This window comes from Nocardia sp. NPDC050793 (genome assembly GCF_040654065.1).
In the GTDB taxonomy this organism is placed as follows: Bacteria; Actinomycetota; Actinomycetes; order Mycobacteriales; family Mycobacteriaceae; genus Nocardia.
Genome location: NZ_JBFAHG010000019.1, coordinates 35,973 through 57,656, shown reverse-complemented (window position 1 = coordinate 57,656; position 21,684 = coordinate 35,973). Strand labels below are relative to the sequence as shown.

The 21,684-nt window shown below is 68.3% G+C and carries 24 protein-coding genes and 1 pseudogene; 20 read left to right on the top strand and 5 right to left on the bottom strand.

Translation table 11 applies throughout. The features are described from left to right. Positions 1-11: 11 nt before the first annotated feature. The 7 genes and pseudogenes from AB0H50_RS34840 (at position 12) to AB0H50_RS34810 (ending at position 7,365) form a co-directional block, all read left to right on the top strand. Positions 12-1,568 carry a FadD3 family acyl-CoA ligase gene (locus AB0H50_RS34840; protein ID WP_357461341.1) on the top strand — a complete coding sequence of 519 codons (1,557 nt, stop codon included), beginning with the start codon at positions 12-14 and terminating at the stop codon, positions 1,566-1,568. Beyond that, complete coding sequence (locus AB0H50_RS34835) at positions 1,568-2,464, top strand: enoyl-CoA hydratase (RefSeq protein ID WP_357461339.1); 897 nt, start codon at positions 1,568-1,570, stop codon at positions 2,462-2,464. Before AB0H50_RS34840 ends, AB0H50_RS34835 begins: the two co-directional genes overlap by 1 nt. Next, the gene (locus AB0H50_RS34830; protein WP_357461337.1) at positions 2,464-3,612 is read left to right on the top strand and encodes an acyl-CoA dehydrogenase family protein; all 1,149 of its coding nucleotides are present in this window, start codon (positions 2,464-2,466) and stop codon (positions 3,610-3,612) included. Before AB0H50_RS34835 ends, AB0H50_RS34830 begins: the two co-directional genes overlap by 1 nt. A 250-nt stretch (positions 3,613-3,862) precedes the next feature. Further along, complete coding sequence (locus AB0H50_RS34825) at positions 3,863-4,894, top strand: acyl-CoA dehydrogenase family protein (RefSeq protein ID WP_357461334.1); 1,032 nt, start codon at positions 3,863-3,865, stop codon at positions 4,892-4,894. Then, positions 4,891-5,943 (top strand): acyl-CoA dehydrogenase family protein, encoded by a 1,053-nt coding sequence (locus AB0H50_RS34820; protein WP_357461332.1) that lies wholly within the window; start codon positions 4,891-4,893, stop codon positions 5,941-5,943. The genes AB0H50_RS34825 and AB0H50_RS34820 overlap by 4 nt, the downstream gene beginning before the upstream one ends. A 140-nt stretch (positions 5,944-6,083) precedes the next feature. Next, positions 6,084-6,519 (top strand): annotated as a pseudogene (locus AB0H50_RS34815) (MFS transporter); the annotation flags it as partial. 93 nt (positions 6,520-6,612) lie between these two features. After that, positions 6,613-7,365 (top strand): DUF427 domain-containing protein, encoded by a 753-nt coding sequence (locus AB0H50_RS34810; protein ID WP_357461330.1) that lies wholly within the window; start codon positions 6,613-6,615, stop codon positions 7,363-7,365. A gap of 121 nt (positions 7,366-7,486) precedes the next feature. Here AB0H50_RS34810 and AB0H50_RS34805 read toward each other — a convergent pair whose 3' ends face one another. Beyond that, the gene (locus AB0H50_RS34805; protein WP_357461329.1) at positions 7,487-8,401 is read right to left on the bottom strand and encodes an AraC family transcriptional regulator; all 915 of its coding nucleotides are present in this window, start codon (positions 8,399-8,401) and stop codon (positions 7,487-7,489) included. 94 nt (positions 8,402-8,495) lie between these two features. Here AB0H50_RS34805 and AB0H50_RS34800 point away from each other — a divergent pair, with 94 nt between their 5' ends. Both AB0H50_RS34800 and AB0H50_RS34795 read left to right on the top strand, forming a co-directional pair. Beyond that, a complete protein-coding gene (locus AB0H50_RS34800; RefSeq protein WP_357461327.1) occupies positions 8,496-9,539 on the top strand; it encodes a saccharopine dehydrogenase NADP-binding domain-containing protein in 1,044 nt (347 codons plus the stop codon). A gap of 248 nt (positions 9,540-9,787) precedes the next feature. After that, on the top strand, positions 9,788-10,198 hold the full coding sequence (locus tag AB0H50_RS34795; protein ID WP_357461324.1) for a cupin domain-containing protein: 411 nt from the start codon (positions 9,788-9,790) through the stop codon (positions 10,196-10,198). Between the two features lie 254 nt (positions 10,199-10,452). On the opposite strand, the gene AB0H50_RS34790 is transcribed toward AB0H50_RS34795, so the two are convergent. After that, positions 10,453-10,785: a hypothetical protein gene (locus AB0H50_RS34790; RefSeq protein WP_357461322.1), complete on the bottom strand. Its 333-nt coding sequence runs from the start codon at positions 10,783-10,785 to the stop codon at positions 10,453-10,455. Continuing rightward, complete coding sequence (locus AB0H50_RS34785) at positions 10,785-11,975, bottom strand: Rieske 2Fe-2S domain-containing protein (RefSeq protein WP_357461320.1); 1,191 nt, start codon at positions 11,973-11,975, stop codon at positions 10,785-10,787. The genes AB0H50_RS34790 and AB0H50_RS34785 overlap by 1 nt, the downstream gene beginning before the upstream one ends. Positions 11,976-12,230: 255 nt before the next feature. Between AB0H50_RS34785 and hsaA the strand changes: the two genes are divergently transcribed. The 4 genes from hsaA to hsaB all read left to right on the top strand — a co-directional run bounded on the left by hsaA (position 12,231) and on the right by hsaB (position 15,938). Further along, on the top strand, positions 12,231-13,394 hold the full coding sequence (gene hsaA, locus AB0H50_RS34780) for a 3-hydroxy-9,10-secoandrosta-1,3,5(10)-triene-9,17-dione monooxygenase oxygenase subunit (RefSeq protein WP_357461317.1): 1,164 nt from the start codon (positions 12,231-12,233) through the stop codon (positions 13,392-13,394). 142 nt (positions 13,395-13,536) lie between these two features. After that, on the top strand, positions 13,537-14,418 hold the full coding sequence (gene hsaD / locus AB0H50_RS34775) for a 4,5:9,10-diseco-3-hydroxy-5,9,17-trioxoandrosta-1(10),2-diene-4-oate hydrolase (protein WP_357461315.1): 882 nt from the start codon (positions 13,537-13,539) through the stop codon (positions 14,416-14,418). 3 nt (positions 14,419-14,421) lie between these two features. Next, a complete protein-coding gene (hsaC, locus tag AB0H50_RS34770; protein ID WP_357461313.1) occupies positions 14,422-15,327 on the top strand; it encodes an iron-dependent extradiol dioxygenase HsaC in 906 nt (301 codons plus the stop codon). A gap of 23 nt (positions 15,328-15,350) precedes the next feature. Further along, positions 15,351-15,938, top strand: coding sequence for a 3-hydroxy-9,10-secoandrosta-1,3,5(10)-triene-9,17-dione monooxygenase reductase subunit (gene hsaB, locus AB0H50_RS34765; RefSeq protein ID WP_357461368.1), 588 nt, complete (start codon positions 15,351-15,353; stop codon positions 15,936-15,938). Positions 15,939-16,015: 77 nt separating this feature from the next. Here hsaB and AB0H50_RS34760 read toward each other — a convergent pair whose 3' ends face one another. Further along, a complete protein-coding gene (locus tag AB0H50_RS34760; protein ID WP_357461310.1) occupies positions 16,016-16,771 on the bottom strand; it encodes an NAD(P)H-binding protein in 756 nt (251 codons plus the stop codon). Positions 16,772-16,909: 138 nt separating this feature from the next. Here AB0H50_RS34760 and AB0H50_RS34755 point away from each other — a divergent pair, with 138 nt between their 5' ends. Then, entirely contained in the window at positions 16,910-17,476 is a 567-nt protein-coding gene (locus AB0H50_RS34755; RefSeq protein WP_357461308.1) for a YdeI/OmpD-associated family protein, read from the top strand. 311 nt (positions 17,477-17,787) lie between these two features. On the opposite strand, the gene AB0H50_RS34750 is transcribed toward AB0H50_RS34755, so the two are convergent. Further along, entirely contained in the window at positions 17,788-18,348 is a 561-nt protein-coding gene (locus AB0H50_RS34750) for a TetR/AcrR family transcriptional regulator (protein WP_357461306.1), read from the bottom strand. Positions 18,349-18,485: 137 nt separating this feature from the next. Between AB0H50_RS34750 and AB0H50_RS34745 the strand changes: the two genes are divergently transcribed. From AB0H50_RS34745 to AB0H50_RS34720, 6 genes are all read left to right on the top strand, one after another. Beyond that, positions 18,486-18,773, top strand: a complete 288-nt coding sequence (locus AB0H50_RS34745) for an antibiotic biosynthesis monooxygenase (protein ID WP_357461304.1) — start codon at positions 18,486-18,488, stop codon at positions 18,771-18,773. 13 nt (positions 18,774-18,786) lie between these two features. After that, the gene (locus AB0H50_RS34740; protein ID WP_357461302.1) at positions 18,787-19,365 is read left to right on the top strand and encodes a DUF2867 domain-containing protein; all 579 of its coding nucleotides are present in this window, start codon (positions 18,787-18,789) and stop codon (positions 19,363-19,365) included. Positions 19,366-19,442: 77 nt separating this feature from the next. Next, on the top strand, positions 19,443-19,676 hold the full coding sequence (locus AB0H50_RS34735; RefSeq protein WP_357461300.1) for a DUF433 domain-containing protein: 234 nt from the start codon (positions 19,443-19,445) through the stop codon (positions 19,674-19,676). Next, positions 19,673-20,056 (top strand): DUF5615 family PIN-like protein, encoded by a 384-nt coding sequence (locus AB0H50_RS34730; RefSeq protein ID WP_357461298.1) that lies wholly within the window; start codon positions 19,673-19,675, stop codon positions 20,054-20,056. The genes AB0H50_RS34735 and AB0H50_RS34730 overlap by 4 nt, the downstream gene beginning before the upstream one ends. Before the next feature lie 348 nt (positions 20,057-20,404). Continuing rightward, entirely contained in the window at positions 20,405-21,061 is a 657-nt protein-coding gene (locus AB0H50_RS34725; protein ID WP_357461295.1) for an SRPBCC family protein, read from the top strand. Next, entirely contained in the window at positions 21,061-21,459 is a 399-nt protein-coding gene (locus AB0H50_RS34720; protein ID WP_357461293.1) for a metalloregulator ArsR/SmtB family transcription factor, read from the top strand. The genes AB0H50_RS34725 and AB0H50_RS34720 overlap by 1 nt, the downstream gene beginning before the upstream one ends. Positions 21,460-21,684: the final 225 nt, after the last annotated feature.

Below are 21,684 nucleotides of genomic sequence, written 5' to 3'. Positions count from 1 at the left end.
GAGGAACACCCGTGACAACCCCTGCACAAACGACACCGATGGCCCTGCACGATGCCGCTAGGACGTTCGGTGCCGCCCCCGCGCTGGCCGACGGCGACGTCCGTCTCGACTGGACCCAGCTGCTGGCCGCGGTCCAGCGGACGGCGCGTGCGCTGATCGCGCGCGGCGTGCAGTCCGGCGACCGGGTGGCCATGTGGGCCCCGAACACCCACCACTGGGTGGTCGCCGCGCTGGCCGCGCACTACGCCGGCGCGGCGCTGGTGCCGCTGAACACCCGCTACGTCGCCGACGAGGCCGCGGACGTGCTGTCCAGAGTCGACGCGAAGGCGCTGTTCATCGCGGGCTCTTTCCTCGGCCGCGATCGGCTGGCCGAATTACGAACCGCCGCACCGGAATTGGCCATCCCGACGATCGTGGTGATCCCCGTCGAACCGGGCGGCGAGACAACGACCGACCCGGCCGTGCTGAACTGGCCGGATCTCGCGGTGATCGCCGAGACCGTCCCGGTCGAGGACGCCGAGAAGCGCGCCGCCGCCGTCGACGCCGGGGACATCTCCGACATCCTGTTCACCTCCGGCACCACCGGACGCAGCAAGGGCACGCTCGTCGCGCACCGGCAGGCGCTGTCGGTGGTGCGCGCGTGGGCCGAATGCACCACCTTGAACAGCGACGACCGCTACCTCGTGGTCAGCCCGTTCTTCCACAACTTCGGCTACAAGGCGGGCATCCTCGCCTGCCTGGTCACCGGCGCGACGATCATCCCGCAGGCCACCTTCGACGTGCCGCAGACGATGCGGCTGGTCGGCCAGGAGAAGATCACCGTGCTGCCCGGCCCGCCGACGATCTACCAGACGATCCTGGACTTCCCCGACCGCGCCTCGCACGACCTGACCACGCTCCGGGTGGCCGTCACCGGCGCCGCGACGGTGCCGGTGGTGCTCGTCGAGCGAATGCGTTCCGAACTCGAATTCGCCGTCGTCATCACGGGTTACGGCCTGTCGGAGGCGGCCGGGTTCGGCACCATGTGCCGCGCCGACGACGACGCCGAGACCATCGCGACCACCTGTGGCAGACCCATCGCGGGCTTCGAGCTGAAGCTGAGCGAGGCGGGCGAGGTGCTGCTACGCGGCCCGAACGTCATGCTCGGCTACCTCGATGATCCGAAGTCCACCGCCGAGACCATCGACGCCGAGGGCTGGCTGCACACCGGCGACATCGGCACGCTGGACGAGCGCGGCTACCTCAGGATCACCGACCGGCTCAAGGACATGTACATCTCCGGCGGCTTCAACGTCTACCCGGCCGAGATCGAGCAGGCGCTCGCCCGGCTCGACGGCGTGGCCGAGTCGGCGGTCGTCGGTGTGCCCGACACCAGAATGGGCGAGGTGGGCAAGGCCTATGTGGTGCGCAAGGCCGGTTCGTCGCTGACCGAGGACCAGGTGCTCGCCCACGCCACCACCGTGCTGGCCAACTTCAAGGTGCCGCGGTTCGTCGAATTCCGCGATCAGCTGCCCTACAGCGCCGCCGGGAAAGTGCTCAAGCGTCAACTACGTGAGGAGAAGTCGTAATGCCAGACCAACCGGAGAACGGCGGGGTGCCGGACGAAGGCGAGGTCGTCACCTACGAGCGGCGCGGCCGGGTCGCGATCGTCACGATGAACCGGCCCGACTACCGCAACGCGCAGAACTCGGTGATGACCTACGCGCTCGACGCCGCCTTCCAACGCGCCGTCGAAGACGACGAGGTCGGCGTGATCGTGTTGGCGGGCAACGGCAAACACTTCAGCGCCGGACACGACATCGGCACACCGGGCCGCGACCATCACGTGCGCTACGAGAACAAAGCCACGCTGTGGTGGGACCACGTCGACAAGCAGGGCGGCGACCAGCGGTTCGCCAGGGAGTCCGAGGTGTACCTCGGCATGTGCCGCCGCTGGCGAGAGATGCCCAAGCCGACCATCGCCATGGTGCAGGGCGCCTGCATCGCGGGCGGGCTGATGCTCGCGTGGGTGTGCGATCTGATCGTCGCCTCCGACGACGCGTTCTTCTCCGATCCCGTGGTGCGCATGGGCATTCCGGGTGTGGAGTACTTCGCGCACCCCTGGGTGATGGGCCCGCGGGCGGCCAAGGAGTTCCTCTTCACCGGCGATCGCTTCGGCGCGGCGCAGGCCAAGGAGTGGGGCATGGTCAACCGGGTGGTCCCGCGCGCCGAACTGGAAGCCGAGACCATGGCGCTGGCCGAGAAGATCGCCGCCATGCCGCGTTTCGGCCTCGCGCTCACCAAGAAGGCGGTCAACCAGGCCGAGGACCTGATGGGCATGCGCACCGGTATGGACTCGGTCTTCGGGCTGCACCACTTCGCGCACGCACACAACGCCGAGGTCGGCGCGGACTCACTGGGCGGCATGAACGCCAAGACGATGAAGGCCAGCGCGAGCACGGCCGAACAGAACGGGACGACGTAGTGGATCTGGATCTGGACCAGGCGACCCAGGAATTCCAGCGGGAGGTCCGCGAATTCCTGGCCGCCGCGAAACCCTCGGCGCCACTGCCCTCGATGGACACGAAGGCCGGGTTCGAGGCGCACCGCGACTGGGAGCGCACCCTGGCCGACTCGCGGCTGTCGGTGGTCTCCTGGCCGAAGGAGTACGGCGGGCGCGACGCCTCGCTGCTGGAATGGGTGCTGTTCGAGCAGGAGTACTACGCCGCAGGCGCGCCGGGGCGGGTCAGCCAGAACGGCATCTTCCTGCTCGCGCCGACGTTGTTCGAGCACGGCACCGCCGAGCAACTCGACCGCATCATGCCGCGGATGGCGCGCGGCGACGACATCTGGGCGCAGGCCTGGTCGGAGCCCGAAGCGGGCAGCGACCTTGCGGGCATCCGGTCGACAGCGCGGCGCACCGAGGGCGGCTGGCTGCTCAGCGGCCAGAAGACGTGGAGTTCGCGAGCGGCGTTCGCGGACTGGGCCTTCGGCCTCTTCCGCAGCGATCCGGAGGCGGAGCGACACAAGGGACTCACCTACGTGATGTTCCCGCTCACCGCCGACGGCGTCTCGGTGCGGCCGATCCCGCAGCTGGACGGTGAACCCGGCTTCGCCGAGATCTTCCTCGATGACGTCTTCGTGCCGGACCGCGACGTGATCGGCGCGCCCGGCGAGGGCTGGCGGGTGGCGATGAGCACCTCGAGCAACGAGCGCGGTCTCTCGCTGCGCAGCCCAGGCCGGTTCAGCGCGACCGCACGGCGGCTCGTCGACCTCTGGCTGGACAGCGGCGATCGCACCAACACCGCCCAGCGCGACGCCGTCGTCGACGCGTGGATCGGCAGTGAGGCCTATCGCCTGCACACCTTCGGCACCGTCACCCGGTTGAACGAGGGCGGCAAGCTCGGCGCGGAATCCTCGATCACCAAGGTGTTCTGGTCCGAACTCGACATCGCCATGCACGAGACCGCGCTGGACGTGCTGGGCTCGGCGGCCGAACAGTCCGGACCGTGGACCGACGGCTACCTGTTCTCGCTGTCCGGCCCGATCTACGCGGGCACCAACGAGATCCAGCGCAACATCATCGCCGAGCGCATCCTCGGGCTCCCCCGCGAAGCTCGGAGGGAGAAGTGAGCGTGACCATGCAGCTGCGACCCCGCGCATTGCGGCACGACGGGCATGAATCTTCGCGACACCGCGGGTACGCCCAACCTTTGGTTTCGAGCGAAGCGAGACCGAGCATTGCGGTTCGTGGCCCGGCTCGGCGTTCAGCCGCCGCCGCGAACGCGACGAAGGAGCAAGCGGCGGTGGCTGAACGCCGAGCCACCAGGGGGCCACGAACACGCGGCGCAGAAGGCGGCGCCATCGAACACAGGAGCGGCCGATGAGATTCGCGCTCAGTCAGGAACAAACCGATTTCGCCGCCAGCGTGCGCAAGCTGCTGGACGCCGGGCGCACGTCGACCGCGGTGCGCGCCTGGGCGAGCGGCGATTCGCGGCCAGGCCGCACGCTGATCGAGCAGCTGGCCGGCGCGGGGGTGCTCGGCCTCGCGGTCGACGAGGCGTACGGCGGTGTCGGCGCCGACCCGATCGACCTCGTCGTCGCGTTCGTGGAGATCGGCCGGTCCGCCGCGCCGGGACCGCTGGTCGAGACGGCGGCCGCGATTCCCGTTCTGCTCCAGTCGCTTCCGAAAACCGACGCGGCCGAGCGCTGGCTGCCCGGGCTCGCCGAAGGCACCGCGCTCGGCACGGTCGCCTTCGCCACCCCCGGGCTCGATCCGGTCGCGCTCGACGCCGACATCGCCGACGTGACGCTGCTCGTCGACGGCGCGCAGGTGTTCGTGGGCGAGCGCGGCGCGGCGATCCGTTCCGTGGACCCCGCGCGGAAGCTGTTCGCGGTGACGGCCGCCGAGCTCGTCGCAGGCGACGACCGAGTGCTGGAGGCGGGCGCGGTCGCGTTCGACACCGGTGCGCTGGCCGCCGCCGCGCAATTGCTCGGCGCGGGTCGCGCGCTGCTGCACGCGGCCACCGAATACGCCAAGCAGCGCAAGCAGTTCGGCAAGCCGATCGGCGAATTCCAGGCCGTGAAGCAGAAGCTCGCCGACGTGCTGATCGCGCTCGACCTGGCCGAGCCGCTGCTCTACCGCGCCGCGCTCACCATGGGCGAGCCGACCCGCAGCCGCGACGTGTCCGCCGCGATTCTGGCCTGCGGCGACGCCGCGCACACCGCCGCGCGCGCGGCGTTGCAGGTGCACGGCGCGATCGGCTACACCGCCGAGTACGACCTGTCGCTGTGGCTGACCAAGGTCACCGCGCTGCGCGCCGCCTGGGGCGCGCCGGATCTGCACCGCGCCAGGATCGCCCGCGCCCTGCGCGACGAAGCCATCCGGGACCGAGCGTTGCGAGGCACCGCATGACCGCCGCCGAACACCAGGAATTCGTCGCCTCGGTGCGCGCGCTGCTCACCAAGCACGCGGGACGCGACGCCGTGCGCGCCGCGATGGACACCGAACTGGGCTACGACCCGAAGCTCTGGCGGCTGCTCTGCGAGCAGATCGGCGTCGCGGCGCTGGCCGTGCCGGAGGAGTACGGCGGATTCGGCGCGTCGCTCGTCGAATCCCTGCTCGTGGTCGGCGAGCTGGGCCGGACGCTGGCGGGCGTGCCAATGCTCGGTTCGGCCGTGCTCGGCGCGCAGGCCGTGCTGCTCTCCGGTGACGAGGACGCCTGTGCCCGGCTGCTGCCCGGCGTCGCGGAAGGCGCCACCACGCTGGCGGTCTGCTGGGCGAACGCGACCGGCTGGGATACGCCCGGCGTCCGCGCCGAGGGCGAGTCCCTTTCCGGCACGGCGCATTACGTGCTCGACGGCGCGCACGCGGACACGCTGATCGTGCTCACCCCGACCGGGTTGTTCGAGGTCGAGGCCACCGCCGCGGGCATCACCCGGCGTCCGGTCGCGACCATGGACCCGACCCGCAAGCTCACCGAGATCGGGTTCGACGGCGTCGCCGCGCGCAAGCTCGGCACCAACGACCCGGATGCCGTCGCGGCGCGGCTGCGCGAGATCGCGTGGGCCGCGGTGGCCGCCGAGCAGGTCGGCGCGGCGGAGCATTGCCTGGAGATGACGGTCGAGTACACCAAGTCCCGGGTGCAGTTCGGGCGGGTGATCGGCAGTTTCCAAGCGCTCAAGCACCGGATGGCCGATATGTACGTGCTGCTGGAGTCGGCCAAGTCGGCGTCCTACGCCGCCACCGCAGCGGTCGCCGCCGACCTGCCATCGGCCGCCGAGGATGTGTGGGTCGCGCGGACGAAGTGCTCGGAGGCGCTCACCGAAATCGTGTCCGAGACCGTGCAATTGCACGGCGGTATCGCCATCACCTGGGAGCACGACGCGCACTTGTTCTTCAAGCGCGCGCATGGCGACGCCCAGCTCTTCGGCACGCCGCACCGGCCGCTGGCGCACACCTAGCGCACCTGACAGAAGGCCCCGGTGAGTCCTCGCCGGGGCCTTCCTCGTTTCGTTGCTTCGGCTGCCACAAACCTTCCACACGGTTCACATAGGCACCGCCTGTGCGAGGCGTGTGAACCCTGTGTGCCACCGGGTCGGCGGTGAGCAGCGGTCTGCAACGGCGCTTCGGCACACTGCCGATGATGGGTCTCGCGCTCGGGCTGTTCGCGGCGGACCTGGCGGTGATGGCGCTGTTCGCGGAGAACAAGACGGTGCTGATCGTCGGCACGGTGCTCGTTCCTCGGCGTGAACAACACCCTCATCACCGAGGCCGTGATGATCTCCGCGCCGGTGGAGCGTTCCACCGCCTCGGCGGCCTACAGCTTCGTCCGGTTCGCGGGCGGCGCCGCCGCGCCATGGCTGGGAGGCAAGCTCGGCGAGCACAGCATTGCGCTGCCGTTCTGGGCGGGCGCGGCCTGCACCGCGGCTGCCGTCCTCACCCTGATCGTGGGACGCGCCGCGCTGGCCCACATCGACGACCACGAGCCCGCGCCGCATTCGGTGGAGGAGGCACAGGCGATCACCGTCGGCGACTGAGGTTCGGTGTTTCGCGGGCCCCGTCGTCACGGCGGGACCCGCGGCGTTTCGACGTCCGAAACATGTCACCCGCTCGGCGTACCGTCGAGAGGTATGACCGAAGAGCAGCGAGGCCGCGTCAAAGTCGAAACCAGCCAGAAGCGAGTCCGGGCTTATCTCGGCGGGCACCTGGTGGCCGATACGGACCGCCCGGTGCTGGTATGGGAGATCCCCTACTACCCGACCTACTACATCCCCGTCGCCGATCTGCGCGCCAAACTCGAGCCGAACGGCGAGACCACCCATTCCCCCAGCCGCGGCGAGGCCACCGTGTACGACGTGATCGTCGACGGCGTCACCGCGGCGGGCGGCGCCCTGCGCTACCACGATTCCCCGCTGCCGCAGCTGAACGAACTGGTGCGGCTGGACTGGGATGCCATGGACGAATGGTTCGAAGAGGACGAGCCGGTGTACGTCCACCCGCGCGATCCGTATTCGCGCGTCGACATCCTCGGCAGCTCCCGGCACGTCCGGGTGGAGATCGGCGGCGTCGTCGTCGCGGACTCCCACACCCCGCGCATCCTTTTCGAAACCGGCCTTCCCGCACGCTATTACGTCCCCCTCACCGATGTCCGCCTGGACCTCCTGCACCCCTCCGACACCCACTCGCGCTGCCCCTACAAAGGCACCGCCGACTACTGGACCGTTCGCATCGGCGAGAAGGAATACCCCGACATCGCCTGGATCTACCGCACTCCGCTACCGGAGAGCCAGAAGATCGCGGGCATGGCCTGCTTCTACAACGAGAAGGTCGACGTATGGATCGATGGCGTCCTCGAAGAACGCCCTCGCTCCCCATTCAGCTGAAAACCCGAGTCGGGTCACTCGCCGTAGTTGAAGCGGCGGGCGATGATGACGACCGTGCGCGCCCCGTCCGCGTGGCCGTGGCCGAGCGTCGCCGCAGGATGGACTGCGGCCGCATGGCGGATCACACGGCGATCGGAGGCTGGGTTGGGGTGTGGCGGTAGTGGCCGGGGGCTTGGCCGTATTCGCGTTTGAAGGCTTTGGCGAAGGCGAATTCGGAGGTGTAGCCAACTTTTCGGGCGATGGTGTGCAACGGGGCGTCGGTGTCGCGGAGGAGGCGTGCGGCGGTGAGGAGGCGCCATCGGGTGACGTAGGAGAGCGGGGGTTCGCCGATGGTGGCGGTGAAGCGGCGGGCCAGGGTGGCGCGGGAGACGCCCGCGATGTCGCTGAGGTCGGGCACGGTCCAAGCGCGGGATGGGTTTTCGTGCACGGCGCGCAGCGCGGCGGCGATGGCCGGGTCGGCGAAGGCGGCGGCCCAACCGGTGGGGTGGGCGTCGGCCTGTTCGTCGAACCAGGCGCGCAGGATGAACAGCAGCATGGTCTCCAGCAGCGCGGGCACCGCGGCGTCGCTGCCCTGACGAGGTTCGGCGATCTCGGCGGCGAGCAGATCCACCGCGCCGCGCAGGGCAGGGTGGCGGCCGGGCCGGGCGGGCAAGTGGATGAACTCCGGCAGTTCGTCGAGCAGCGGGTGCGATCGCTGCCTGCCGAGTTCGTAGGCGCCACAGAGCAATTCGGACCGAACGCCGGGGCCGGGAATCTCTCGCGGCTCACCGGGCAGCGCGGTTTCGGTGACCGGCGTGTCGAGACTGTCGACCAGATCGTGATCGGCGCCGCGCGGCATGAACAACACGTCGCCGACGCCGAGCGCCAGCGGCTCGCCGCCAGGCGGAACGAGCCAGCAGGACCCGCGCAGCACGACATGAAATCCCGCACCGGGCACCACCGGGTAGCGACGCCCCCACGGCGCGTGCCGAATGAACAGACCGGAGGCGGGGTTGCCGGTGCGAATGGCGGCGATGGTCTCGCTGAGGATATCCACAACGAAACCATACGCTCACCATTGAGTGTTTCGAACATGAATATGAGCATCTAGACCATTCATATGCTCGCAGCGGCGCAATAGATTGCCAACTATGACAACGCAGCCCAGCTCCCCCACGATCGCCGTCTACGGCGCCACCGGCCACACTGGCCGCTACCTGCTCGCGGAGCTCCGCCGCCGCGCGCTCACGCCGATCCTGGTCGGCCGCAACGCCGATCGCCTGCACGCCGCCGCGGCGGCCGCCGACTTGCCGGATGCCGAGATCCGGATCGCCGACCTCACCGATCACACCGCCCTTGTCGCGGCGTTCACCGGCGCCGACGCGGTGGTCAGCAGCCTGTCCGCCTACGTCCGCAACGGCGAACCGGTCCTGGCGGCCGCCATCGCGGCGGGCGCGCACTACACCGACATCTCCGGCGAGCAGCTGTTCCTGAAGAAGGTCTTCGACGACTACGCCGCCGCGGCCGAAACGGCCGGCGTCACGGCGATCCCGGGTGTCACCGACAACAATGTCCCCGGCGATCTGCTCGCCCACCTCACCGCACGCCGGGTGAGCGGCCCGGCCGAACTCGTCATGAGCCATCTGAGCAAGAGCGGCGGCAACGGCTCGAAAGGCAGCGCAAAGACGGTGTTCGCCAGTCTCGACTGGTTCCGCAGCGGCGGTTGGCATTTCGCGGACGGCGAGTTACGTACCGGCCCCGCGGGTCATCCGCAAATGACCTTTCCCGGCGATACCGCACCCACTGCCGTCGGGAAATTCCCGCAGCCTCCGGTGCTCACGGTCCCCCGGCACACCGAGGTCGCGTCGGTCGAGGGTGTGCTGGCCAAGGACATCCTGGACACCCTGAGCTCGTTCACCACAGAGCTCATCGAGCAGATCCCGGACGCGCCGAGCTCGGATCTGCGATACGAGGTGATCGTGGACGCGCACGGGGATGGCAGGGTGGTGCGCGGTGTCGTCGAGGGCGTCGACTCCTACCGCGATTCCGCGCTGCTCGCCGTGGAGGTCGCGACCCGGCTCGCCGCGGGGACGACGAAGCCGGGCGCCCTGGCGGTGGCCGAAGCGTTCGATCCCACGGAGTTCCTCGACTCCCTCGCCCGCTTCGGCATCACCTGGCGAATCGAGGAATCCTGATCTGCCAGATTCCGCCGCCACCGCGTGGATCCCGAACGCGACGAACCAGCCGAGGTCGGCGTCGGGCGAGTACCGCTTCTGCTCCTCGCCCCCTTGGCGGTCTCCGCGATCACCTTCGCGACCGCCGCGGTGGCGTAGACGGGGACGCACTCAGACACCACGCAAGCCGTTGAATGGGGCAAGTCGCTCGAGAACCGTTGGCCGCCATCTGCGCATGGGCAGTCGCACACGAGCATAGAGTCGGAGGTATGACCGACGACCGGCCCGCGCTGGCCATCGCACTCGATTTGGAGCCGCACCCCGAGGGCGGCTGGTATCGCCAAACATGGCGCAGCCCGGTGGAATTCACGCCGTCCGGCTACCCGGGAGCGCGGGCCGCGGCCACGATGATCCATTTCCTGCTGATGCCGGGCGAGCGCTCGGCCCCGCACACGGTGCGCTCGGACGAGCTGTGGCTCTGGCACCGTGGCGGACCGCTCGCGCTCGACATCGGCGGCGCGGAAGTCGTCCTCGGGCCCGATGTCGAGCGCGGTCAGCTCTTGCAGGCCGTGGTCCCGGGCGGGGTCAGCCAGGCCGCGCGGCCGCTCGGCGACGAGTATGTCCTGGTGAGCTGTATCGTCGCCCCTGGCTTCGACTTCGAGGATTTCCGGCTCGACTGAGCTCTCCGCAGCGCAGCCGTGCGACGCTCGCCCACAGTCCGCGCACCGCCGGAGCGGAGGCGTCGGTACGCGAAACACGCACGACCGGAGCGAACGCCGGAGGTACGCAAAACACGCACCGCCGGAGCGAACGCCGGAGCTACGCAAAACACGCACCGCCGGAGCGAATGCTCGAGGTACGCAAAGCGCGCACGGCCGGAGCGAATGCGGAGGTACGCAAAGCGCGCACGGCCGGAGCGAATGCGGAGGTACGCCTACTTCGGGACGTCGACGACGCCCTCGTCGACCGCCCACTTGATGGTCTTCTCCAGCTGCGGGCAGCTGTCGGGGCGACCGGGACGGGCGCCCGACGCGGCGAGCTCGGCGAAGACCGGGCAGTGCGTTTCCGGCGGCTCGGTCCACTGCACCGAGGTCTGGTGTGAGCTGGATTTGCGCACCAGCACCTCGGTCCGGCAGGCCTGACACCGCAACGGCGTCAGGCCTTCCTCCAGATAGCGCTGCTTGTCGACCACGGTCTGGGCCTGCACCGCCGCCCGCCGCGCGGGCTGATCGGCGAAGTCCGGCGCCTTGGCCCAGGTGGCAGCCATCAGACGCCTGCCTCGGCTTCCTTGGTCGCCGCTTCTTCGGCTTCGCGCTTGCGACGCAGGTTCTCCGCGACCTCGGCCTCCCACGCCTCGTTCGCCTTGGTGGTGTCCACCTCGAACTCGAAGCGCTGGGTCATCTTCTCCGTGACGTCGGCGACGTCGACGTAGAACTGGTCGTACCAGCGACGCAGCTGGTAGACCGGCCCGTCCTCCTCGCACAGCAGCGGGTTCTCGACCTTGGACTTGTGCTTCCAGATCTCGACGTCCTGCAGGAAGCCGACGCTGATGCCCTCGGTCATCTTCTCGGCCAGCTTGTCGGCCATCGCGCCGTCGACGCCCTTCGGCTTCTCCAGCGAGATGCCCCACTGCAGCACGAACGAATCCTGCGTCACCGGGTAGTGGCAGTTGATCAGGACGCTCTTGACCTCGTAACCGCTGTAGATGTTGACCAGCGGGTTGATCATGTACGAGGGCCCGAAGTACGAGGCCTCCGACTTCAACAGGGTGTCGCCGCCGTACTTGGAGGCCATGCCGATGTCGGGACGGCCTTTGGTCTCCAGGAACTGGGTGGCGATATGTCCTTCGAAGACGTTCTTGAAGTACGTCGGGAACGCGAAGTGGATGTAGAAGAAGTGGGCCATGTCGACCACGTTGTCGATGATCTCGCGGCAGTTGGCGCCCTCGATGAGCATCGAATTCCACGTCCAGTCGGTCCACCCGCTGTCGAGCTCGTCGGTCGGGTTGCCGTCGGCGTCGGTGTAGGGGCCCTCGATGTGCGGGATGGTGATCTCCGGCGGCGGCTGGTTGCCCTCGTGGTCGTGCCAGACGAACAGCTGACCGTTGCGCTCGAGAGTCGTCCACTTCCTGGTACGCGCGAGCGGGGGGACGCGGCGCGCGTAAGGGATCGAGCTGCACTTGCCGTTGACACCGGACCAGCGCCAGTCGTGGAACGGGCAGGCGATGTCGTCGCCCTTGACCTCGCCCATGCTCAGGTCGCCGCCCATGTGCCTGCAGTAGGCATCGAGCACCCGCAGTTCGCCCGCGCTGTCGGCCCAGATCACCAGCTTGGTGCCGAACACGTTCACCGCGTGCGGCTTACCGTCCCGGAACGTCTTGGCCAGGCCGAGGCAATGCCATCCCCGTGCATAGCGGGTAGGCGCCGAGCCGACATCCAGCTCGCGGGGCTTACCCACCCCGCCGGCTGCCGGCCCCCTTTCCTTCCCACCGCTCCCTTTGGGGGTAACTGCCATCGCGATTCCTCCTCCATCTGTACTAGAACACGTTACAAAAATGTCGGGTTCCATGCCAGCGATTCGGGTCACTTCCTGCGCATGTCCATCCACGACCTGCGATGAACGCGGGTTCTCGACAGAAATAAGAACCTGTTCTAGTCTCAGAGGCAAATGAGTACCGGTTACCAATCCGACCAGGCAGGAGCAGGTCCCGAGATGACGCAAGAAGTGACCGAGCGGATCGAAGCGCTGTTGCCGACGCTGCGTGAACGCGCGCAGGAGGCCGAGGACCTGCGGCGCATCCCCGACGAATCGATCAAGGCGCTCCAAGAGACCGGCTTCTTCCGGCTGCTACAGCCCAAGCAGTGGGGCGGATACGCCGCCGATCCGGTCGTCTTCTACGACACGGTCCGCAAGCTCGCCAGCGCGTGCGGGTCCACCGGCTGGGTGGCGGGCATCGTCGGCGTGCACAACTGGCACCTCGCGCTGTTCGACCAGCAGGCGCAGGTGGACGTGTGGGGCGAGGACACCGAGGTGCGGATCTCCTCCTCCTACGCTCCGATGGGCGCGGGCACCGTCGTGGACGGTGGTTACATCGTCAAGGGCGCGTGGGCCTGGTCCTCGGGCTCCGACCACGCGACCTGGGCGGTGCTGGGCGGTCCGGTCATCAAGGACGGCAAGCCGGTGGACTTCGGCAGCTTCCTGATCCCGCGCACCGACTACCGCATCGACGACGTGTGGAACGTGGTCGGCCTGCGCGGCACCGGCTCCAATACCGTTGTGGTGGAAGATGTTTTCGTACCGAAGCACCGGTTCTTGAGCTTCCGCGCCATGAGCGAGCTGAAATCGCCCGGCCTGGAGCAGAACCCGGACCCCGTCTACAAGATGCCATGGGGCACCATCCATCCCACCACCATCTCCGCGCCGATCGTCGGCATGGCCTACGGCGCCTACGCCGCGCATGTCGAGCACCAGGGCAAGCGGGTGCGCGCGGCCTTCGCGGGCGAGAAGGCAAAGGACGATCCGTTCACCAAGGTCAGGGTCGCCGAGGCGTCCAGCGACATCGACGCGGCGTGGCGTCAGCTCTCCGGCAACGTCGCCGACGAATACGCGCTGCTGAAGGCGGGCAAGGAGATTCCGTTCGACCTGCGGGTGCGGGCCCGCCGCGACCAGGTGCGCGCCACCGGCCGGGCGATCGCGTCCATCGACAAGCTCTTCGAAGCCTCCGGCGCCACCGCGCTGGCCAATGGCACTCCGCTGCAGCGCTTCTGGCGCGACGCGCACGCGGGCCGGGTGCACGCGGCCAACGATCCCGAGCGCGCCTACGTCATGTACGGCACGCACGAGTTCGGGCTCCCTGTCACCGACGGCATGGTGTGATGGGCACGCCGACGCCGAGCTGCCGCTCGGCTTACGTCGTCCCCACCGCGCGCTGCCTCGCGACCGGGGGCGCTGCGCTTCTCCGGTCGACGTACCCCTACCGAGGTTCGCAAGAGACAGCCCGACGTCAGCAGGAGGCATGGTGACGACTACCGCCGAACTCACCTTCGAATCGACCTCGCGCTACGCGCAGGTCCGGCCGGATCTGCGGCTGCACTACCACGAGGCGGGCAGCGGCAACGGGCCGACGATCGTGCTGCTGCACGGCGGCGGGCCCGGCGCGTCGTCCTGGTCGAATTTCGCACGGAACATCCCCGTGCTGGCGCAGAATTTCCATGTGCTCGCGGTGGATCAGCCCGGTTTCGGCAAGTCGGACAAGCCGGTCGAGCATCCGCAGTACTTCGCGCACTCCGCGTCGGCGCTGAAGGATCTGCTCGACCACCTGCGGATCACCGACCGGGTGCACATCCTCGGTAATTCGCTCGGCGGCGGCGCGGCGGTCCGGTTCGCGCTCGACTACCCGGACCGCGCGGGCAAGCTGGTGTTGATGGGCCCCGGCGGGCTGAGCCTCAACGCTTTCGCGCCGGACCCGACCGAGGGCGTGAAGCAGCTCTCGCGCTTCAACTTCGAGCCGACCAGGGCCAATATCGAGGCGTTCCTGCGGATCATGGTGTTCGACCAGAAGCTGATCACCGAAGAACTCATCGACGAGCGCTTCGAATCGGCCAAGACCCCCGAGGCGCTGGCCGCGACCCGCGCCATGGGCAAGTCGTTCTCCGGGCCCGATTTCGAGCTCGGAATGCTCTGGCGCGACGCCTACAAGCTGCGCCAGCCGGTGCTGCTGATCTGGGGCCGGGAGGACCGGGTCAACCCGCTCGACGGCGCCATCCTCGCGACGAAGATGATCCCGCGCGTGCAGCTGCACGTGTTCGGCGGCTGCGGTCACTGGGCGCAGCTGGAGAAGTTCCACGAATTCAACCGGCTGGCAACGGACTTCCTGTCCGGATCCGGCAAGGAGAAATAGATCATGGGCATTCGATCGCTCGGCTATCTACGCATCGAGGCCACCGATATGGCGGCCTGGCGCGAATACGGCCTCAAGGTGCTCGGCATGGTGGAGGGCAAGGGCAGTATCCCGGATGCGCTCTACCTGCGGATGGACGAATTCCCGGCCCGGCTGGTCATCGTCCCCGGCGACAAGGACCGGTTGCAGGTCTCCGGCTGGGAGACCGCCAATGCCGGAGAGCTACAAGATATCCGGAACCGCTTGGAAGCCGCCGGCGTGCCCTACAAGGAGGGCAGCGCGGCGGAGAAGGCCGACCGGCGGGTCTACGAGCTGATCAGCTTCGAGGACCCGTCCGGCAACGTGCTCGAGGCCTTCCACGGCGTCGCGCTGGAGCACCGGCGGGTGGTCAGCCCGTACGGGCACCGGTTCGTCACCGAGGAGCAAGGCCTCGGCCACGTGGTGCTCAGCACCTCCGACGACAAGGCCGCGCTGGAGTTCTACCGCGACGTGCTCGGCTTCCGCCTGCGCGACTCGATGCGGCTGCCACCGCAGATGGTCGGCCGTCCCGCCGACGGCGAACCGGCCTGGCTGCGGTTCTTCGGCTGCAATCCGCGGCACCACTCGCTGGCGTTCCTGCCGATGCCGACCCCGAGCGGCATCGTCCACCTCATGCTCGAGGTGGAGAACGCCGACGACGTCGGCCTGTGCCTGGATCGCGCGCTGCGCAAGAAGGTCAAGATGTCGGCCACCCTCGGCAGGCACGTCAACGACAAGATGCTGTCCTTCTACATGAAGACGCCCGGCGGCTTCGACGTCGAATTCGGCTGCGAGGGTTTGGAAGTCGACGACCACGACTGGATCGCCAGGGAGTCCACCGCCGTGAGCCTGTGGGGCCACGACTTCACGGTGGGCCAGCGCCAGCAATGACGGACGGGGTGAGCGAGCCTGTGATGGAGACGAAAGCGACCGCCGACGCGAATCCGGTGATCGATCCGCGCCAATTCCGAAATGTGTTGGGGCAGTTCTGCACCGGCATCACCGTCATCACCGCCTTCGGCGACGACGCGGCGCCGATCGGCTTCGCCTGTCAATCGTTCGCCGCCCTGTCCCTCGATCCCCCGCTGGTACTCTTCTGCCCCACCAAGGCGTCGCGCTCCTGGGCGGCGATCGAGAAGACCGGACGCTTCTGCGTCAACATCCTTGCCGAGGAACAACAGCAGGTGTGTGCCCGCTTCGGCTCCCGTGAACCGGACAAGTTCGGCGGAACCTCGTGGCACACATCGGAACTGGAGCTCCCGGTCTTGGACGACGCGCTGGCCACGATCCAGTGCACGGTGGACAGCGTCGTCGACGGCGGCGATCACTACATCGTGATCGGCCGCGTGCAGGTCCTGTCGGAGTCCACGGATTCCGGCAGGCCCCTGCTGTTCTATCGCGGTCAGTACACCGCCATCGAGCCGGAGAAGACCGTGCCCGCCCCGTGGCGCGCCGATCTCGACCACTTCCTCACCACGACCACGCTGGATACCTGGTTGTGAGGTCGGCTCGAAAGTAGGGCGTACCTTCGCTTTCGCTCCGGCCGTGCGCGGGCTGCGGACGGACTGTCCGGCTGCGTCTAATAGACGGTTCCCTCCGCGGTGGCGGCGTACTGCGCCCACTTCTGCTCGCCGTCGGCGTGGTCGGGGCAGGTGTTGTCACCGGCCCGGAAGGCACGCGCCACCTTGCCCGCCAGGGGAAGCCGGACGACCCGGCGCGGGCGCGACCGCACGGCCCGCCACGTGTCGGCCAGCTCCGCCATGGTCAGGACCTCGGGACCGCCGAAATCGGGGGCGCGCCCGAGCGGCGGACCCTGGATCAGCTCGGCGGCCCGCGCCGCGACGTCCACCGCGGCGACCGGCTGGAACCGCAAGTCCAACGGCAGCGGCGCGATCGGCAGACGTTCCACGCTGTGCAGGATGGCGGCGATCAGTTCGTGGAACTGTGTCGCACGCAGAATCGTGTGCGGCACATCGCTTTCGGTGATCAGCTGCTCGCAGGCGAGCTTGTTGCGGTAGTAGCGGAACGGGATGCGGTCGATGCCGACGATCGAGACGTACAGCAGGTGGCCGACGCCCGTCGCGGCCGCGAGGAGATTGCGGGTCTGCTCGATATCGGGTCCGCCGAATTTGCGGAAATCCGAGGCCGCGTGCACCACGGCGTCCACACCCGCGACGGCCTCCGCCACGCCCTCGCCCGTCTGCAGGTCGCCCACATGCGTGCCAGCGCCAGGGCGGCGCGAGAGGACCCGCACGTCGTGCCCTTCCTCGCGCAGCAGCGACACGATGTGTCTGCCCAATGCTCCGGTTCCTCCGGCCACAAGAAAGTTACCCATGAGTAACTTCTACTCCGCAAACCCTGGGCGACACAAGAACCCGGCCACGCGAATTCGGTAATAAACTGCTCAATCGGTGAGCACTTATGGGCGGATGATCGACATATAGGCCCGCCGCTCGCACCACTGGAGACCACGATGAATCAGCTCACCGAGATCCACGCTTTCGCCGACTGCGCGCAGTGGGAGTCGTGGCTCGCGGCCAACCACGACCGGTCGACCGGGGTCTGGCTGAAGATCGCGAAGAAGCACGCGGCAGGCGCCACGATCACCATCACCGAGGCGCTCGACGGGGCGCTCTGCTACGGGTGGATCGACAGCCACCGCCGTGGTCTCGATGCGGACCACTTCCTGCAGCGCTACTCCCCGCGCCGGCCGAAGAGCCCGTGGTCGCTGGTCAACGTCGGCAAGGTGGAGGCATTGATCGCCGCGGGGCGGCTGCGCGAACCGGGATGGGCGGCGGTTCGCGCGGCGCGCGCCGACGGCCGGTGGTCCGCCGCCTACGAGCCCCAGCGCAGCGCGACCGTTCCCGCGGATCTTTCGGCCGCGCTGGCGCGAAACCCCCTGGCGCGCACCAGGTTCGATGGTCTTGGCCGGACCGAGCAGTACGCGCTGTTCCTACCGTTGATGAAGGCGCGCACTGACACCGAACGCGCCGCGCAGCTCGGGCGCATGATCGAGGAACTCGGTCGCGCAGTCGGCTGACCCGCTCGCCACGGCTCAGACCGCGACGATCTCGACCATGCTGTCGAGTCCCCGGAAGTCCGCGCTGTTGCGCGTGAACAGCGGCACTCCACTCGAGCGGCGGTCGCTCACCGGCCGGTACCCCACGGGTCCTCATCGCCGAGCCGGTCCTCCGATCCGAAGAATTCATCCGCCTCGCGGCGCATCGCCGCGTAATCCACCCGTGGCAGCGCGCGGTGCCGGGCTACCAAACTCCTCGGCCATGCGACGACGCTTTCGGCTGACCGGTCGCAGTTCGGCGACCTCGACATCCTCGTCCCGCTCCGCGGCCATCAGCGTTTGGGTTCGAGCAAGAACGCCGACGCCAGGGCGACCACCTCGCGACGACTGCGATCGCCGTGATCGGCGGCCAAGAGGTGCTTGCCTACGGCGAGGCAGAAGGCGAGCATGCTGCGTGCCTCGATCTCGTCGGGGTCGGCGCAGTAGGTGCCGAACAGCCTGCGCAGATAGCTCATTCGCTCGTTGTCCACCCGGCGCAGCCGTTCGGCGACCGCCGGGTCGCGCCGGGCCCAGTCGCGCACGGCCAGGTCGATCGGCCGCAGGCGATCGTCGGAGAAGGTGAGCAGGCCCGCGCGCTGGATCTTCGTCCGCGCGTCGCCGCCCTCCTGTTCGACCTGCTCGATCACCGCCTCGGTGCTCTCCCGCTCCCAGGTGTCGAGCATTTCCTCCAGCAGGGCGTTGCGGTCGGCGAAGTGCCCGTAGAACCCGCCCTTGGTGACGCCGAGCGCCGCGGCGATGACCTCGATCCGCACGGCGTCCGGGCCGCCCGCCGCGAGGGCGGTGAGCCCTTGCTCGATCCATCGGCTTCGGGGTGTCCGTGTGACGGCGACCATGCCTTCAGTATCGCCGAGGGTGTCGACACCGCCTCCCGAGCGGTCTACGATCGATCATATACGCCAACGTATATTTGAAAGCTGTTGCGGCATAGATCATTTGACTATGCCGTTGGCTGTCATGAGAGGAGGCCGACATGACGGTCGGCATGATCGCCCTGCACTATCCGGAGGCCGGACACTTCGAGGATTTCGTCGCCCGCGTGCGCAAGGTCGCCGCGGTGATGCGAGCCACGCCGGGCTGCCTGTCCGCGACCTACTGGGCCGACGACGCGGGCGACGCCGTCATATCGACGGTCGAGTGGGAATCCGACGAAGCGGTCGCCGCGACCTACGCAGCCCTCGGGACCGCGGACGTGGACGTCGCCTTCGACGCCCGCGAGCGACGCCCGCGCGAAATCATCCGACTCCGTTCCCTGGCCTGAGAGCGAGACCGAGATGAAAATCCCCAACACCGCGCACACCGAGCGCCCGTGGCGAATCCACGAGATCGCCCACGATTTCGCGGTGGAGGACGTGTGGGCGCTGCCGACCCCGGGCGGTCCGGACGACCTGCCGCGCCTGGTGCGGTTCATCACGACCGACCACGACACCCCGCAGCCCCTGGTCTTCCGCGTCCTGTTCGACATCCGCTGGAAACTCGGCGCGCTGCTCGGCTGGGACGACGCCGACTCGGCGGTAGGCGCGCGGGTCGCCTCGCTGCGCGAGCGGCTGCCCGACGACCTGCGCGATGGCCCGCGCGGCCCCGACACCGACGACTACCCTTTCACCTCGGTATATCTCACCGAGAACGAGTGGGCGGCCGAAATGGCCAACCGCACGGTCCACACGGTGATGCACATCGGCTGGGTACCCGACGAATCCGGCGGCTATCGCGGGCAGATGGCGGTGCTCGTCAAGCCGAACGGACTCTTCGGCAAGGTGTACATGGCCGCGATCGCGCCGTTCCGATACACGCTGGTGTATCCCGCGCTCATGCGAACCTTCGAGCGCGGCTGGCAGCGGCAGAACGCGTAGCTCGCGACCGGAGTCGACGGCGGCATCATCACCGCCATCCCCGAACGCATGCTGTAGACGGCCGATACAGTTGAGCTATGTCGCTACTCGGCCGCATCACCACAGACCCTGACATCTGCCACGGCAAACCCGTGGTCCGAGGGCTACGGTATCCGGTCGAAATGCTGCTCGAGCTCTTGGCATCGGGGATGAGTCCTGACGAAATTCTCGACGACTACCCGGATCTCGAACGCGAGGACATCCTCGCCGCTCTCGAGTACGCCGCCGCGGTAACAGCGCAGCGGACCACCATCCCCTTCGACGCCGCGTGAAGTTCCTCGTCGATGCACAGCTTCCCCGCCAGCTCGTCACATTGCTGACGTCCGCCGGGCACGACGCTGTGCACACCAGCAGCTTCCCGCTCGGAAACCGCACGCCGGATTCCGTGATCGCAACCCGCGCCGACCGGGAGGACCGGGTTGTCATCACAAAGGATCGCGATTTCTGGGTCAGCCATGTCATCAAGAAGTGCCCAAAGTCGCTCCTCCTTGTTGCGACCGGCAACACAACCAACAAGGCGCTTCTCGAAATCTTCGCCGCCCATGTCGACGACGTGATCGAGCTCCTCGAGTCGTGCACTGTGGTGGAGATGGGCCGCGACCGACTGATCGGCCATGCAAGCCAGGACCCTGAGTCTGGCGAGACTCCGTGAGACCGACGCTCATAGGGCAGTTCCGCCGATAGGTCGTCGCCCGCTGTCCCACCGATTACGCCGCGGCATCTTGGACCAGCGCGACCACCGGCGGCGACAACGACACCTGCTTGCGCCATCATCGGCGGCATCCTCGCACCCGACCGGTCGCTTCCGCGAGAAATGTAGTTATCAGAAACTGCGCTTCTCTAAGTTGCTTGCCCGCCCCAACGTGCGGTGTCCACTCGCATCCGCCGACCAGCAGTGGGTTCACCACGGGCGACCCGCGCGAGTGCGAGGCTCGGATTCGGCGGGCATGCGGTGGGTGCGTGGTCTAATATAAGTACAAACTTATTGAAGGAGGTTGCCATGCCCTTGTTGACCGACCCCGCTGGGATCGCCGGGCTTGTGGTTCGTGAGGTTCGGACCGGGTCGAGGGGTGGGGAGGTGACGCGGATCGCGGTGGCTCGGCGGAGTTATCCGACCGATCAGGCCGATCTGTGGGATGCGTTGACGAACGGAGAGCGGATCCCGCGATGGTTCCTGCCGGTGAGCGGGGAGCTGGCGGTCGGTGGGCGGTATCAGCTCGAGGGGAACGCGAATGGGGTGATCGAGGAGTGCGAGGCGCCGCGGCGTTTCGCGGTGACCTGGGAGATGGGGCCGCAGGTGTCGTGGCTGACGATCACGCTGAGCCCGGGCGAGGACGGGACGCTGCTGCAGCTGGAGCACGAAGCGCCGGTGGATCCCGAGTTCTGGGCGCAGTACGGTCCGGGGGCTGTCGGCGTCGGCTGGGATCTCGCCCTCATGGGTCTCGGTCTGCACTTGGCGAGCTCGGCGGTGCTCGACCCGGCCGAGGTGCTGACCTTCCACACGACTCCCGAGGGCATCGCGTTCATCCGGGCGGCGGCCGAAGGGTGGGCGGACGCGGCGGTGGCGGACGGCGACGACCCGACCGCGGCGATCACGGCCGCGAACCAGACGATCACCTTCTACACCACCGAGCCCGAGGACGGCGCCGAATCCTGATGGCCGCTTCTCCGGCGAAGATCTTCGAGGCGCTCGGCGATCCGATCCGCCGCTACATTCTCGAACTGGTCGCGGCGGGCGAGCAGCCCGCGGGCGCGGTGGTCGCCGCGGTACAGCGATACACCTCGATCTCCCAGCCCGGCGTCTCCCAGCATCTGAAGGTGCTGCGCGACGCCGAGCTGGTGAGCGTACGGGCCGAGGGCACCCGTCGCCTGTACGCCCTCGACCCCGCGGGCGTGGAGGCGGCCCGCGCCTGGCTGACCGCGCTGACCGAACCGCTGCACCAGTTCACCCAGCCCCTCGACGCCCTCGCCACCGAAATCGCTCGCGGGAGAAGGGCTCGCCGCACCGCCGCGCCACCTGCCGACGAGGCGCAGCGGAATGCTCGCCACGCCTGAACGAACCGCTACGAGATCGGATCGCCGCCGATCGACCGGCGGCGATGCAGGCACCGTCCCCGTCCGTCTCTCGAATGCCATGATCCAGAACCACATTCGAGTCGATCGAGCACCGGCCCGCCAGCAGAGTCGCTCGCGATTACGACCCGATTGCGAAACCGATTGTGCCCGGCGCACCCAGCACGAGGCTCACGATGTCGAGTCGAATCGACCACCGGCCTTACA